Origin of the sequence: Paenibacillus amylolyticus (assembly GCF_001570725.1) — a bacterium.
GTDB classification, from domain to species: domain Bacteria; phylum Bacillota; class Bacilli; order Paenibacillales; family Paenibacillaceae; genus Paenibacillus; species Paenibacillus amylolyticus_A.
This window is the reverse complement of sequence record NZ_BCNV01000001.1, coordinates 2,411,628-2,427,705: the sequence shown is the minus strand read 5'-3', so window position 1 is coordinate 2,427,705 and position 16,078 is coordinate 2,411,628. Positions and strand designations below refer to the sequence as shown.

Annotated in this window: 7 protein-coding genes; 3 read left to right on the top strand and 4 right to left on the bottom strand. The window is 44.4% G+C overall.

Going from position 1 to position 16,078, the window contains the following annotated elements; genetic code table 11:
• Positions 1-48 precede the first annotated feature (48 nt).
• Positions 49-591, top strand: a complete 543-nt coding sequence (locus tag PAHA3_RS10650) for a TetR/AcrR family transcriptional regulator (protein WP_062834714.1) — start codon at positions 49-51, stop codon at positions 589-591.
• 774 nt (positions 592-1,365) lie between these two features.
• Here the strand turns inward: PAHA3_RS10650 and PAHA3_RS10645 are convergent.
• Entirely contained in the window at positions 1,366-2,097 is a 732-nt protein-coding gene (locus tag PAHA3_RS10645; RefSeq protein ID WP_062834713.1) for an SDR family NAD(P)-dependent oxidoreductase, read from the bottom strand.
• Between the two features lie 160 nt (positions 2,098-2,257).
• Between PAHA3_RS10645 and PAHA3_RS10640 the strand changes: the two genes are divergently transcribed.
• The gene (locus PAHA3_RS10640) at positions 2,258-3,115 is read left to right on the top strand and encodes a LysR family transcriptional regulator (RefSeq protein ID WP_062834712.1); all 858 of its coding nucleotides are present in this window, start codon (positions 2,258-2,260) and stop codon (positions 3,113-3,115) included.
• A gap of 431 nt (positions 3,116-3,546) precedes the next feature.
• Here PAHA3_RS10640 and PAHA3_RS10635 read toward each other — a convergent pair whose 3' ends face one another.
• Complete coding sequence (locus tag PAHA3_RS10635; RefSeq protein WP_062834711.1) at positions 3,547-4,383, bottom strand: alpha/beta fold hydrolase; 837 nt, start codon at positions 4,381-4,383, stop codon at positions 3,547-3,549.
• Between the two features lie 532 nt (positions 4,384-4,915).
• Here PAHA3_RS10635 and PAHA3_RS10625 point away from each other — a divergent pair.
• The gene (locus PAHA3_RS10625) at positions 4,916-6,124 is read left to right on the top strand and encodes a sugar efflux transporter (RefSeq protein ID WP_062834709.1); all 1,209 of its coding nucleotides are present in this window, start codon (positions 4,916-4,918) and stop codon (positions 6,122-6,124) included.
• A 149-nt stretch (positions 6,125-6,273) separates the two neighbouring features.
• Here the strand turns inward: PAHA3_RS10625 and PAHA3_RS10620 are convergent, their stop codons facing one another.
• Together PAHA3_RS10620 and PAHA3_RS10615 are read right to left on the bottom strand one after the other, a co-directional pair.
• Complete coding sequence (locus tag PAHA3_RS10620) at positions 6,274-13,590, bottom strand: DUF5695 domain-containing protein (RefSeq protein ID WP_167350874.1); 7,317 nt, start codon at positions 13,588-13,590, stop codon at positions 6,274-6,276.
• 337 nt (positions 13,591-13,927) lie between these two features.
• The gene (locus PAHA3_RS10615; protein WP_062834707.1) at positions 13,928-15,913 is read right to left on the bottom strand and encodes a glycoside hydrolase family 127 protein; all 1,986 of its coding nucleotides are present in this window, start codon (positions 15,911-15,913) and stop codon (positions 13,928-13,930) included.
• Between the last annotated feature and the right edge of the window lie 165 nt (positions 15,914-16,078).

The following is a 16,078-nucleotide window of genomic DNA, read 5'->3' as shown; positions in this document are numbered from 1 at the left end:
CATTGTCAATGTTATAGTATTAACTTAGACATAAAGGAGGCTATGTCAATGTATCAAGGAAATAACCCAACTGCTCTACAATCTCAACAGTTATTATTAGATACGTTCATTCATTTGTTAGAACAGAAAAAATTTAAAGATATTTCTATTAGTGAAATTTGTTGTCAGTCCGGCGTTTCAAGACAAACATTCTATAGTTTATTTAAAACAAAAGAAAATTTATTACTTCATCAACTTCAACTAACTTCTCGTGAGAAAAAGCCGAATAAACATGCATCAAAGATAACACTAATGGAAAGTTGTCAGTTATTTAGCGAATTTATCATTGAACGAGAAAAAGAAGTTTCACTGCTTATAGAGAATGATTTAATGGATATATTAAAACTATTAATATTCCAAGAGACAGAAACGTGTAAGGATAGTTTTATAATAATATCTGATCAAGAAGCTGGTTTGGCATTAGATTTTATGGCTGCGGGATTAGCCCAATTAGCGAAATCTTATTTAACATATAGAAAAAAGCCAGTTCAAGATGAACTGACTCAATTAGCTTATAAAATTCTATCGGGTAGTATTTATAGAAATATTTAATCAATAAAAAAAGCCTATCTAAGCACAAAAAATTTCATGCTTAAATAGGCGATGCACCATCATTCAGGTGCACACGTGTTTTAGCTCATATGTAGTTATAATATCCAGATGTGCCGTACATGCCTGTCCAGTGAATTCCATAAAGTGTTCAACCACCTTCGATAGAAAGCCCTCCAATTTCACTTTGCGCGGTGCTATGTCTATGTCCGTCAAGTATCGATGATCTTGCTGAATTCCGCACTTCAGCGCCGCCTGCACCGGAAACTCATGCAATCTCCGCAAAAATTTCGCCAGCGTCTCTGACGATAAAGCCCGGCGTATGCGTGAGTTCTATGTATAAAGGAGTTGTTCTGTTAAACTGCCCGTTAGCTTAATGAATAAGTGGGCAGAGAGCTATTATTAGAAACATATCTAATCGGTAATCGGGCTATGTTCTTGTCCATTCCTGTAATCGGTACAAGTTCTTGTCCTTAGCTTGGGACAAGAACTTGTACCGATAAAATAAAAAAGCCGCTAAAATAGCAACACTCAAAAAGTCAACGGTAATTTGAACTTTACAGTAGTTTAATCTCCTTTTAAGCAGCTTAAACTACCACGTCAACTCAACGCTCTATCTTTCTTCACTCGACAAGTTTGTACATATTCCCTCCTTTCGTTCACTGTTTCTCGAGATGATTGAACTTAAACAAGCCGTTGATTATTCAACGGCTTGTTCATTCATAAAAGTTGTAATTATACAAATAAAGATATCAATCAGAGTACTAAATACATACCTTAGTTTTCACTGACAATCTTACTTGCACCTACTGCGTACTCAAAACGATCTCTAGTAACATTTAATTGGTATATTTTCTCTGCTACATCACTGGCAACAACTCTTTCATCCAGATGAAATCCAGCTGGGAGATCAGTCCGCTCCTTTTCTCTTTCTGGATCTGAATATAACGGTGGATTATCCAGAGGTAAATATCCAACAAATACACCGTATTCTTTTAATTCGTTGTGTAAATGCTCTGAAAGAAGCTTTAAGGCTGCTTGAGGCGCTCCAATAACAGCAGTATAAGGAAACGGGAACCTGTCAGACTGACCGCTTGTATACATCACAGATCCCTTTGATTCTTTAAGAAAAGGAATAGCAGCTTGTGCTGATTTTAAGGCGCTGACTACACGCATATTTAGGAATTCTGTAATAAGTTCGATAGTAATATCTGTTGCAGGAACATATGCACTGCCCAGTGGACCTGGAACATTGTAGAATAACACATCGATTCCAGACATCTTCTCACCCAAGACTTTAATTGCACTTTCTATTTGTTTAGGGTCATTCGCATCCGCCAGTTCAAAGTAGGCATCTACTCCTTCGGATGATAATTCAGCGACCATTTCTTCAAGTTGTTCTTGCCCTCGTCGAATTAATCCTACGGAATATCCATCCTTTCCAAAACGTCGTGCTGTTTCAAGTCCAACCCCTTGTCCTGCTCCTACAATAATAATGCTTTTATTCATTTTTATCTTTCCTTTCATGATAGATATTACGTTATGTTTTACATCTATTGTTTTGTCTTACGTTGATGTAACCATTGTAATTGAACTTTATGTATTTGTATAATTGAAATAATCGAATAATTAGTTCAAAAAAAACGAACCATTGGGGAGTGTGAATTACATGGAAATACGTCATTTATTAACATTTAAAACTGTTGTGGAAAAAGGAGGATTTAAGAAAGCTGCTGAATATCTTGGCTATGCCCAATCTTCTATAACAACTCATATTAAAGATTTAGAAGCTACATTAGGTGCACCCCTATTCGACCGGATTGGTAAAAAAGTAGTTTTGACTCATTATGGACAACAATTCCTACCGTATGCTAAAAAAATTATTGATTTGCATACTCAAGCTTTAAATATGAGTGACGAACCTATCGGGAACTTAAATTTGGGTATATCAGAGTTACTGACAATTGAGCGTATTCCTTCTATTTTGTTAGAGTACAAAAAAATGCACCCAAAAGTTAATCTTTCTCTCAATTCACTTGATCACAAAGACATTAGTTCCAAATTACAAAATGGTGTTATTGACATGGCGATCATTATAGAACAGGAAGATTGGCCAGTATCTGAGTTATATTGTGAACCATTAAAAAAAGAAAAAATGGTTTTGATTAGTTCCCTCGGAAATAAAGAGGACTTAGAAACAGTTCTTTATACAGAGGAAAGTTGTTGCTATAAATCTTTATTAGAAAATTACATAGAAAGTAAACAGATTAAGGTAGAACAGATACTGAAATTTCAAAGTATCGAGGCCATAAAGCAATGTGTTATTAGTGGTTTAGGTTGTTCTTTGGTTCCATACTTTTCTGTAAAAGATGAAATCGAACATAATAAAATAAAGAGTAAACAAGTGGATCATGAACTCAACGCAAGTATATCCACCTATCTGGTATATCACAAAGACAAATGGATTTCACCAGCTATGCGTAGCATGATCACTCTAATCAAGGAACATGTTAAATCCTGGAATTAACATTTCTCTAATTGTCAACCATGCCAATGTTGTCGTCAGTTGGGTATGGAAGCTGGCACAGGCATCAGTGGAGAGTTCCAGTGGAAATACTTCCTCGCGTTGAAGCTGTTCTCTTGATCATAATCCATCATTATCACGGCGAGTGGAGGATCTGTACCAGGATGTCCAGAGCAATCTCCATGAGTGGTACGATTCTCTGTGACTAATCTTAAACTAACTGTCCCTCGACATTAACCATTGCACCATATATAATTTCGTCTTTTCCCTGGTCTTAGATTAATTTTCAACTTAGGGTTGAGGTGGTCTTCTTCTATCTTCGAACGAAGCCCTCTATTTCTGTAATCGTTGAAAGAGCAGGACACCTCTACTTCAAAAGGGTGTCCTGCTCTTTTTTTATTTCGTATGTTTTTCTAACCAGTTTTAATCAAAGCTTAGCTCTTCAGAAATTCGATCAACGCTGCATTAAATGCTTCAGGATGTGTCGCATTAAAGCCATGTGGTCCACCTTCTACAACAACAAGCCGGCTGCCAGGGATAGATTCATGTGTACGTTGTCCACTGACTTCAAGCGGCACAATGGGATCGGAATCGCCATGAATAACCAGGGTCGGAATATTGAATTTCTCCAGGTCCTGACGGAAATCGGTAAGAGCAAAGGCAGCAATGCAATCCAGGGTACCCTTAGGGGATGCCAGAGCAGCAATATCCCGGTTATATAGACGGAACGGTTCGCTCACAAGGTCTGTACGATCTCCTGCAGCGAAAAAGTTATTTGTAAATCCATCCAAGAAGGCTAGACGATCACCCTTAACCCCATTTTGGAATTCAGCAATCGTTGCATCGTCCAATCCTCCCTGTGGATTGTCCTCGGACTTATACAGGTAAGGAGGAACAGCTCCTGCAAATACAGCTTTGGAAACCCGTTCCGTTCCATATGTTCCGATATAGCGAGCTACTTCGCCGCCTCCCATGGAGAACCCAACCAGCGTAGCATCGCGCAGATCGAGGTGCAAAATCAATTTATGTAAATCAGATGCAAAAGTATCGTAGTCATAACCATCCCAAGGTTGGGAAGACTGACCAAAACCACGACGATCATACGTGATAACACGGTAGCCCGCTTCAATCAGGATAGGTACTTGCTTCTCCCAGGATCTTCCACTCAAAGGCCAGCCATGAATAAGGATGATGGGTTTCCCCTCGCCATGATCTTCGTAATACAGTTCAATTGGTTGTGCATTCTCTTCGCCTACGTTTACTTTAGCCATGGAAAATCCCTCCGTTTAGTTATGATCGTTTAATTGCTACTATTCAAATGCTACATATGCAATCTACGATTGTCAATCGTACCCAAGAATTAAGAGGTATACATCTAATCGGAAATCGGATGAATTACTTTGATTCTTTGTATGGATAAATGTGTCTATAATAAATTATATCACCCGTCTTTTCTTTCATTTTATATGGTTTAATATGCCAAATAAGATTATCTTCTGATTTCGCCTCGCAACGGACATTCACCGCGAACTCATCGTCCATGCCGGACACATTAGCAAAAAACAAGAGATCTAGAAAATAGATCTCTTGTTTAGAATCGCATATATAGAACTCCAAAGGTGTGATCCTGCCTTTAATTTACTGTATACTCACACGAGTCTATGGTAGGTTTAGGCAAGCATTTGGGACGAATGTTATATTGTTTATGATGTCATTTAGTACATAATAAAGATGTACGATTGATTCTATTCAGCCATGTATGGTGATTACACAACAACAAATTCTGAGGAGTAATTTTACACTATGATCAATCGATTCATCAGCTTATTTTCTATTCCTTCGTATGCTTTACTCTTTATGTGTATGGCATTACAGGGAATGGGCATTTCACTCAGCACCCCCTTTTTATCAATTTATTTCACGGAACAGCTTGGCGTATCTATTGGAATGTTTGGTCTTTATCTAGCTGTTACACTAATTGCAGGAATATGGATCAGTACGCTAATCGGGAGACGTTCTGACCTTGGCTTGAATCGGAAGAGCGTTTATCTTTTCTCTACTCTCTCTAATGTCTTGGCCTTTAGTGGATACTTGTTCATTCAAGATTTTCCGATGTTGTTCATTTACATGACTGTGTTTACTGCCCTTGGTGCACCAGGGATGCCCCAGTTGTTCGCTATTTCTAGAGAAGCAGTGATAAAGAGTCATTTTACGGAGCGTGCGTTTGCTAATTCTACCTTGCGTTCTGCTTTCTCTCTCGGCTTTATTACAGGTCCTTTAATCGGCACTTTATTACTCTCTGTTATTGGATTTAAGGGGATTTTTTTGGGGACGATCGGAGCTTTCCTGCTCGTGGCTCTGCTTGTTTTCCTGTTTCTCAAATCAAACACAGAAATGAAGAGCAGTAATGCTGAAGCGAATATAAAAAGTTTCAGACTGGCTCAAAACCGGGATATTCTAATTCCTTTTCTCATTATGGTACTCATGTATACGGCTCATTGGATGAGCAGCATAAACACGGCTCTCTTTATTACAAACAATCTTGGGGGAACGACAAGTCATGTCGGTTTAGTCAGCAGTATATGTGCTGCGCTGGAAATTCCCTTTATGATTGTACTCGGTCTACTTAGTGCAAAGTATAGTAACCGAATATTGGTGTTTTGCGGGGCTATTTTTGGAGGAGCTTATTATTTCGTTATCCTTATCTCGAACGAGATGTGGCAAATGCTTGCAGCACAAATTTTGCTCGCTGTTTTTGTCGCAGTCATTTCTGCGATTGGAATTAGCTACATTCAGGACCTGCTGCCTAGTATGCCGGGATATGCTTCCACACTCTATTCGAATTCATCCACTATCGGCAGGCTGATTGGTAGTCTTGTTGGTGGTGGAGTAGCCAGCATTGTGGGTTACCGATACTCATTTATCTTCTGCTTCATACTTATCATTGTTGCTGTAATTATGCTTGTTGTAAGTGGACGACAGCCTGTAGATGAACCGCAAATTTCAACTTAACTACGCCGATTTAACAGAATAATTTAGGTGTTTGAGCTTTTTTAGGTATGGGGTAATTAACATTGGCATAGCATCATGCTTGAAGCATTCCCTTAAAAGGAAACCGACCTTGGTCCTGTATAAAACAGGATCAAGGTCGGTTTCTTTAATTACAGCTGCAAGAAAATCTTATACAGAACCTGAGCAGCTTCTGCTCTGGTTGTCGTTCCGCCAGGACTCAGGGTGACATTGCTTCGCCCGTTTATGAACCCCATTTTAACCATTGCAGCCATGTCATCAACTGCGTACTTTGCTACATTTGCCGCATCTGTAAATCTCTTGAGATCCTCAGCTGTAAGGGTCTGCTCGGTTTTCCCAACTGCCCGCAAAGCCCGCATGGTCAGCACAGCCAAATCTTGTCTAGCAATTTCCGTTTCCTGATAGAAGCTGCCGTTTGAACCCAGGGCGATCCCGAGTGCTTTGGCGATTCCTATTTCCTCATAATAGAGGTCTGTTCGCTTCATATCACTGAAGGTGGTGTTGAACTCTGCTTTGAGATCCAGTGTCCTTACCAACCAAGCTAGATACTCACCTCTTGTGACCTTTTGCCCAGGACTAAAGCTTGTTGCTGATGTCCCGTCGATGAATCCTTTGGATGCCATTGTTTCAACCGCTGGTGCATACCACGAATCCTTGATGACATCATTGAAGAATTTCTTCGTATAAACAACGGCATATTGACCTGTGTTTGCCGCTGGAAAAACCATGGCTTGTAGAGCACTGTCGTATTTGCCGTTCAGTAGCTGAACAAATGTACTGTTTGCAGCCACGTACGAAACTGTAAGGTATTTGGAATTGGCCAATTCTTCAACATCAGGAGTATAAGGCAGTCTGATTTCAACCGGTGCATTCAAGGTTTCCATTTCTTCTCCATCTAATTGAACAGCGAATGCAATAACAGGTCTGCTGGCTATCACTGATTTTACATCTGAATGAAGCTTTACAGTATCTAGCCGGCTCAGTGACAGTTCCACATTTTTGGCACCTGATACATACTTCAGCAAATTAGAAGGTACTGCAGCGGTTCCAAATTCCGTATTAATCTCAATCTTGATGTTGGCATGCGCTGCGGTTAGTGCAGCTGCAGGAAGCTCAACCGCATAGGAGTTGGCACCCTCTGCTTTCGGAATATCCACCATAATTGTTTTAATATTACTGCTATTCGCCTTTACATGCTCCAGAGCCTTATTAAGGTCTTCCTGACGGATGGGTGCTCCTTTAGCTTTACCGGTTTTGGTATCTGTCTTTGGCACCACAATTTTAATCCAATTCCCTTCGACTTTGATGTTTTCAGGAGCCGGTGAAGGTGTGGTCACTGACACAGGAGCATCCGTTGACGGCGGTGTTTCCGTAGGCATCGGATTGATTACTGGATTGCTGATAACGACAGTAAGGGATTGGCTCGCATATTGAGTTTCCGTTTCTTTATATCTTACTTCGTAGAGTCCGTTACCAAGAGCTGTAACCTCTGTGCCTGTGATCGCATTCCAGCTGCCAGCGTTCACTCCTACTTGCCGATATTCCATTACAGGACTTACACCAGTGATCTTACCATCCTTGGCCCCGGCTTCACTGACATTTACAGCCTTGACCTCTGCACTGGACGGGGGACTTTGCTCCTGCTTGGTTCCGTCAGGCACAACGATCAGGATAGCAGGACTTGGATTGCTCATATCCGTCCCGGCGTACCGAAGCTCGTAGCTGCCGGCCTCAAGGCCTTCAATGCTGGTTCCACTAACCGGCATGTAACCACCTTGATCCGCTTTTCGGTACTCCATATCGACAGTCACATTTTCAATTCTGCCATCATTCCCGCATGCCGCTGTAGGCGGTGTAATGACGAGTCCTTCCGCTGTTGGTGCTTCTCTGTCTGCCTTGGCTTCATTGCGAATGTCCACGGTTACCGGCGGACTTGCCTTTAGGCTGTCTGTGGCTGCATACCGGATCTGATAGCTGCCAGGCTCCATATCGTTGATACTTGAACCTGTAACAGGTGTGTAGTCCTCTTCGCCCAGCTTCCGGTATTCCATCGTATCATCCAAGCCCTCAATTATGCCTTTTAAGCCGGTATCCGAATTGGCGTGTGAGATCACCCACCCACTCGCATCGGGTGAAGCCTGCTCCTGAGTCTGCCCTTCCGGAATAACGACTTCTTTATCCAGGCTGGCGCTCAGCGAACCGTTCTTCATATACCGGACATAATATTTACCGACGGTGAGACCTGTGACCTCAATTCCTGCAATTACAATATATTCTTCTTCGCCTTCCTTCCTATACTCCATTTCTGTTGTCACACCGATCAGTTTGCCGTCATCTCCATCAGGAATGGACGGTGCCACACCGGCCGGTGTTACTGGAGCCTCACGATCAGGACTGGGTATGGCCTGATGAACTTCCCATTCCCATAGGCCTACACCGTTATCGCCTGCTCGCGATTGTTTGGTCAGGGTAACCCGCACTGCCTTTACATTCAGCACCGAGTCAAACGTGTACGGATTGGAGGATTCCGCTGGAGTATGTTCAACCACTTTGATTCCCTCCGTAATCGTTCCCGCTGTTACCCATTCATCAGTTGCGCTATCCGCCGGGATGTAGGAATATACAATTTGGGTAGGCGGCTTGATTCCGCCGCCATCTGACCACAGCACCAAATTCGAACTCCGGATAGATGTACCCTGCGGCCATTCATATTGCACCCACTCCTCTGCGCCTTCATGACCCCAGGTTCCCCAATGCGAAATGTTGTTGCTATCCTTCCTTCCATCATTCACTGCCGCCAGACTCTCCCAAGGTGAGGTGTAGCTGGAAGAAGCATTCGCGAGGAAAGCCATATTGCCGTCATTCGGACTCAGCAGTCGTAAATCCGTCAGCAACTTCTCGAGCGCCAGGGCAATTTCCTCGTCTGTGGCATTCATATTCTTGATCACAGCAGATGCTTCTGTCTTCGCCACTTCGATTGGCGCAAGACCTGGATCTGCAAGGTTTGAAGCATTTAATGTATTTACATAGTTATAGACCTTGATCAGTTCTGTCTTATCTACCGCTCCGGTATAGCCGTATACCTTCCATTCCAGAATACCACTGCCATTAACGGAAGGCTTCATGTCCATACGAACACCTGTAATATAGGCTGGCTCAAAGGTCGTTGTATTGTATTTATTAAGTTCATTGCCCAATCCCTTTATGTCCCGCGGGGTATACCATTTCCCATCTTCGCCGCGAAGCATAAGCTGCATATCCTTCGGACGGAAGTTCCCGCCGTTGTCTTGAAATACATATACATCCATGGATGAGGCCAGGAATGGCTGGTCCCATTCATACGTCACCCATGCTGGATCTCCTTCTCTACCCCAGTTATGCCAAGCACTGTTGGGGGCACCTCGGTTCGGAGAGAAATCTGCCGAGCTTTTAGGTTCGATGCCGTTATTCATCGCTTCCGGATATCCGTCGCCACCAGAGAAACTAGCGGAAGCCTTGGCTGTCAGCGCCGCATTTTGCAGCTCGGTATTCACGACATGTACGGTAGCCCATACCTCCAAAGCACTTCCATTGACCGTTCCTCTGGCTTCAAATTGGTCTACACTAGCATAGCTGCTTGGATCAATAGCATCCCAAGTGATTTCCTGCTCTAGATACCCTTCCTCTGACAAAATATAGATTTGTCTAGGAAGTTCTGGTTCAATATCCTTCTTGGTCACTACGCTTAATGCCCGGTAAACGTCAACGGTATCTTCCTTGATCTCTATCGTTATATCCTTGCTGGCCTTCTTATCTCCGTCTGCCGCACTGAAGGTAAACGTGTAGGTGCCCGCCGTGCTTATACGCGCATAGGCTGCTGCTTTGTCACCATCCACAAAGGAAATGTCTGCTGAACCTTCAGGCTTTTGCTTGACGGCCCAAGTGTACTTCAACTGGGGTTCTTCTGCCTCGCTATGCACAGGGTCAGGAATGGCCTCCCCTGACAATACTACAATACTGTTATTGGAAACATCCTGAACCGCAATCACTTGGCCAATTGCCGGAGGCTGTTTATCCGGCGGGGAAGCCAGCTCGAAGATGATTTGGCTGGAGCCAATCAGTTGTCCATCACTTGCACTAAGCTTAACTGTATACGAACCTGCTTTGGTACCCGTAGCCTGTGTAATGCTTGCTTTCGGATGAGTAAAGGTTAGCTTGCCGCCTTCCGGAGCGCTGACCACTTCCCATTGATAAGACAGAGTCCCTTTCGGCGCGCCGTCATCGGTTACAATCCCATTCAGCATAAATGGAATCAATGCTTGTGAATGTTGTGTCGCCAGCTCTACAGTAATTTGCGGAGCTTCATTTTCGCCGCCGGCTGACTTTTCAATGATCAATTCAGCACGCTGCACGCTACCCATCTGAAACATGGCCACGCCTTCATTGTTCTGAACATAGAACTGTCCGGCAGCTGCACCATCCAGCTTCATGGTATAGTAGCCATTCTCCATCCCCACTCCATCAAACAAAATCCGTGAAGTATGCTCTTTCCCTGATGGATTCAGGAGCTTAAGTGTAAAACCCTTACCATCTTTTTGAATTTGCGCGCTTTCTACTTTATCACTTTCCAGCTCCAAATAGATTTTCTCATCGATCAGATTGATTCGTTTGCCGAAACCGTCTTTCGGCGTAATGTTGTAGCTGTCTCCTTCGTCACTCACCAGCGCTCCATAACCAAACAGCCCGAATATCGGATCTGTAACAATATCGGAACTGATGCTGAGGAGGGAACCATAGAGGCCTTCTTCCGATTCACCAGAAAAATCATTCCATCCGTTACTCATGACACGTGAGCCGCCATCGTATACGTCCTTCGTACCTGTACCTCCTTTATACATCGAATATCTCCAAGAGGTACTGCCAACTGAATTAGCCGAAATCTGTCCCATATTGACGGCATTGAAGTTCGAAATTTTCGCGGCATAATTTCGCTGCTGTGCAATGGCCTTCTGCTCCACCGATCTGCCATCATTCTCATACCTTAACCAGTCATCCATAATGTATCCTGCTAAAGACGCAGTATATTGGAAATTCCACCAGCCTTCACCGCCGCGGAAAACGGGCACGGAATAATGGAACCAGGTAGGCTGAATACCGCGCATGGCACGTGTTTTCCAATCGGCCATTTCCATACTTTTCTCAGCTGCACCTGTAAGTGCGTCTGCTGGATAGTACGTGCGCAGTGCTTTCGCTGCTGCATAAGCCCCTTCTTCGCCAGTATTGTCATATTCAAATTCCGACCCGTAAGGATAAGTGGCTCTAGTCATATTCCGTCCCTTGTCGAGGGCGAACTTTTTCTGCAGATTGGCTGACTCGGTCTGCATCCCCTCTTCCTTCAGTGCTTCAATCATATGCGGGATTTGCTGCTCGCCATAGAATCCGATGGCCCCGGTGGAAACACGCTTATAGTATATGTTATAAGCTTTCTCCAGATAAAACTGAGGCGATTCCCGGTACTCGATCAGATTAGGATAAGCCTTCTGAATCCGGTACATGTTGAAAAATCCGGTAGCTTCCATGATTTCGGAGAACGTACGTGTATAAGGCTTATCCTTGTCGGTGTACGCTCCAGAATCTTTCAGCCAGTTCGCAACGATGTAGCTATCCTGCGTATTCTTCATGTATCGTTCCCACATGAAATCAATCAGGTATGTCTCGATAGAGCGAATTTCATCGGGACTTGGAGCCAGATAGTTCTTCATCGTCATGAAGTTGATGTTATCATGGCTCCAGTCATCCCCCCAATGGCTTGTATTGAGATCGATGCCACTTGTAAGATACCAGTCGAAATAGTTACCATAAGTCGGACTTTCCGGGTTCTTATCCTGTGTTTGCTGGACCATGAATTCGGAATGGGCATCCGAGATTGCATCCAGCTCGGCTAGAACATTGAATTCAAATTGAGTGAATTTATCCACCCATTCGTTACCGTCCTTCAGCTTATATTCGATACGCACGCTGTTATTGCCGATCGAATCAAACTGAAGCGAATAGATGTGATGCTGTTCACCATTTACGATCTTGGTCTCCACAAACTCAACCGACTCGTTGTAGCCAGGGTTCCCGTCAGACAGTCCACGTCCGGCCCGCGAGTTGTCAACCATTTCCTTTCTGCTCTTCCCAGGCTTGATATCCGGAATATGCGCTTCATCAAACGGATCATTCTCTGCCACATTTTGAATATCGATAGATTGTACATCAACGATATTGTCGTCATAGTGCAGGTCTAACTTGACAGGCATATTGATTGCAGTCTGGAAGCCCGGCACCGCTACGGCATCAATCATGCCTGATTTATATAGGATGGACCGCAGATTGGCTTCACGGTCTTCCATCGAGGTCGAACTGTTATTTGGGCTTTGGGTACTTTCCTGCGGCGTGTTGTCTCCTCCACGGACTGCTGAGAATTTGAACTTATACGTCTTGGACTCATCCGGTCCTAGAACGAGGCTGGAAGCATCAGTGAAGTATCCGCGTCCCGTTTTCTGGATTTCTTTGGAGTGAATATAGAGCACGTTCAGCCCTGGATACCAGCCACCACTGTCTCCTGTCCAGTTCTTAAAGGTATCTGCAGCACGTCGCTCTCCTGCTTCATGCATCCAATAATCCACATACTCGATTCGAGCGCCGCTCTCCGGCACCGGAGTGAAGAGCATGAAGTTCCCCTCACCACTGGTGCGGATGGCATAAGAATACCCACTGTCAGCACCTGCGAAATTATGCACCGTCACACGGTCATCATAGGTATCGGATAAGGTCTGATATTTGTTATTCCAAGGCATTGGCAAGCCGATATCCCCGAATTCAATATACTGATTGCTTTTGTTCTTCACCGTAATTTCCCAAAGCATTGAACCATCATCGGTCTCCATATCAAAAACGGATTTCACATCGAAGCCCTTCATTACCCGCTGGTCTGTAGAATTTAGGTTCTGTCCAATAAAGTTGACTTCTACCTTCTTGCCGTTTGCTGATGCGGTCTTGTTCATATAGGGGTTATCCGGATTAATGGTCGAAACTTGTGTAGATCCCCCGGCAGCCAACGTTTTATTGGTATCAACTTCTACAAAGCCGTCCCTGTTGTCAGGGAATTGTCCATTGGCACCCGTACGGTAAGAGAAGATCAGTTCCCCCATCCATTGGTGCTGGGTACCATTCTGCGGCGATGTAGTGTTAGGCAGGACGAAATTGATTGGCTTCCCCTGTTTATTGGTAGGATTGTTGTTAATATAAAGCTCCTCAATCTGACCTAAGTCGCCGACTTTGGCCGACAGGCTGGCATTGGAGATACCGGTCTTTACCGCAGCCGTCGCTGCCTCAGGCAAAGCGTTAACCTGCAGCGGCAGACTTGAAAATGCCAGGAGCAGCGCGATCATGAGCGGCTTCCACTTCTTCGAAATCATTGTCATTATAACCTCCTGTATATATGTGATCATATCCATTAGGGGTTTAATTCTCTTAAACCGGTAAGTATAGTTTCTATTACGAAATACCTTTGACCGATCCAGCGAAAATGACGTTCATTCTTTCGTCTAAAGTAGAATCTCTAAGTCGATTGTTAAGATAATCGAATCCTATAACCGTTACTCAACTGAGGTGCCGGATTGGACTCGCCCATCCTTCATTTCATCACCCCGCCCATTTGCCCGCTCATCAAAGATCGCGTGATCCTACAGCGCGTATTGTGGGTCTATCGGGAGCTTTCCTTGTGCATACCTTATTACAGCAGCACTAGTAGACTTCTTCTTATTCGCTTTCGCGAATCCAAACGCTCATTTCTCCCTCATCCCGATTGGCCCATGTGAAGTAAGGAATGAACCGAAGCTCGGCAGGCTGTGTATCCCAGTGAACATCACTGCGATACAGATGTATTCCCCAGTCTTCTTGGGATACGATTCTCTGCCCAATGGTTGTAAGAGCCGGAACCCCTAGAGGTATCTGTTCCCCGCTACCGATATGAAACTCGGCATCCCGGGGCAACTGAATGCGATGCAATCCGCGGCCATTGTCGACTTCTTCGAGACAGTACATAAACGGTCCCCGCTGGATGGCTACTTTTCCGAAAGTGGCTTTGATGTGATCATGCCCTTTCATCCGCAGCAACTCCATAGGGAAGTGAAGTTTAATCTCATCACCGGCATTCCACGATCGGGTCACTTTTATGTAACCGTATTCAAAAGTAAAACCATCCTGTTCGCTCTTTTCCCCGTTAATCCATAGCTCGGGAATCTTGCACCAGTCCGGCTTTCTCAGAGCTATCGTAAATTGCATTCCCTCTGGGGAATCAGGCCGAACGATCAGCTTCACATCTCCAGTGGAGGTATAGTCAGAGTCCATGGTTAGGGCTGCTCTCCTACCCTCAAGTGTGAATTCCCCTTCCCCTCCGATGTACAATTGTACATACAAGGTAGCCTGTTCCACAGCCGGGGTATATACATATTGATCCAATGAAGCAAGTAATCGCGCAATGTTCGGCGGACAGCAAGCACAACCAAACCACCCTTGCCGGCGTGTTCGTACGTGGGCATAATTAGGATTTACACGTTGCATCTTCGGATCGACTTCAAGGGGATTCACATAGAAGAAGCGTTGACCATCCAGAGACATTCCACTAATCACCGTGTTGTACAGGGCTCGCTCCATAACATCTGCGTACCGGCTATCCTGCTCCATCTGCAGCATGCGCTTCGCCCAAAAAATCAGGCCAATTGAGGCACAGGTCTCTGCGTAGGCGGTATCTCCAGGCAGATCATAATCGCCTGTAAATGCTTCTTCTTTGGCTGATGAACCAATGCTTCCCGTAATGTACATTCGCTTGCTTACGATGTTGCTCCACAACCGTTCACAGGCTTCTTTCAGCGATGTATCCTCCGTCTTCGCAGCTACATCTGCCATCGCCGCGCACATGTAAACCAGTCGAACCGAATGGCCTTCTGCTGTCGACTGCTCCCTAATAGGCAGATGGGATTGCGAGTACGTGTGCCGGTGAACCATATCCAACTCGCCAAAATGTATGGTACGGCCTCTTTGCTCCCATTCCTCTACAAAAAAATGCGGACTCGCTCCCCGCTGATCCAGAAAATAACGGCTCAGTTCCAGATATTTCTCTTCTTTTGTCGTCTCATACAATTTGAAGAGTGCAAGTTCAATCTCCTGATGCCCATCATAACCTGGCAATTGTCCCGGCTTTGTACCAAACACGGTGCCTATATGATCGGCCAGGCGAATAACCACATCCAGCAGCGTGCGCTTGCCCGTGGCATGATAGTACGCCACACCAGCCTCAATCATATGTCCTGCACAATAAAGTTCATGACACTCGGCGAGGTTCGTCCAGCGCGCCCCAGGTTCACGCAGGGTGAAGTACGTGTTCAAATAACCATCGGCTTGCTGTGCCCGAGCTATGGTCTCAATAACAGAATCCACGAGGACTTCAAGTTCCGGGTCGGGTTTCGCGGAGAGCAGGTACGAAGCTGCTTCAATCCATTTCGCAACATCACTATCCTGAAAAACCATGCCATAATGAACGCCCTCTTCATCCCCTGCAGCAATGCGGAAATTCCGTATGGCCCGGCTTGGTTCAGCTCCTTCGATACGGTCATTGAGCGCTTCCCATTGATAAGGAACAACTACGTTGCGGACCAGTTCAATATAATTCGACCAGAATGGATCATTGATCTTATGGCTATAACCTGATGTCTGTGGATGGTGCGTGACGTCTGGCTTTGTCATGGGAACCTCTCCTTGTTCTTTTCTGATGACCTTATTTTACAAATCATTACATCAAGCTGAAATCATCATTTCCAACTGAAATTTACATAATTACAACCTATAAGAAATTTGAAAACTGTGCAAAATTTAGGCTGCCTGTTAAGATTTGAATTAGCGACTTTCAAT

What these genes read in the sequence shown, in the direction of transcription:
- PAHA3_RS10650 (WP_062834714.1), top strand. Translation starts at nt 49, where the DNA reads ATGTATCAAGGAAATAACCCAACTGCTCTACAATCTCAACAGTTATTA.
- PAHA3_RS10645 (WP_062834713.1), bottom strand. Translation starts at nt 2,097, where the DNA reads ATGAATAAAAGCATTATTATTGTAGGAGCAGGACAAGGGGTTGGACTT.
- PAHA3_RS10640 (WP_062834712.1), top strand. Translation starts at nt 2,258, where the DNA reads ATGGAAATACGTCATTTATTAACATTTAAAACTGTTGTGGAAAAAGGA.
- PAHA3_RS10635 (WP_062834711.1), bottom strand. Translation starts at nt 4,383, where the DNA reads ATGGCTAAAGTAAACGTAGGCGAAGAGAATGCACAACCAATTGAACTG.
- PAHA3_RS10625 (WP_062834709.1), top strand. Translation starts at nt 4,916, where the DNA reads ATGATCAATCGATTCATCAGCTTATTTTCTATTCCTTCGTATGCTTTA.
- PAHA3_RS10620 (WP_167350874.1), bottom strand. Translation starts at nt 13,590, where the DNA reads ATGACAATGATTTCGAAGAAGTGGAAGCCGCTCATGATCGCGCTGCTC.
- PAHA3_RS10615 (WP_062834707.1), bottom strand. Translation starts at nt 15,913, where the DNA reads ATGACAAAGCCAGACGTCACGCACCATCCACAGACATCAGGTTATAGC.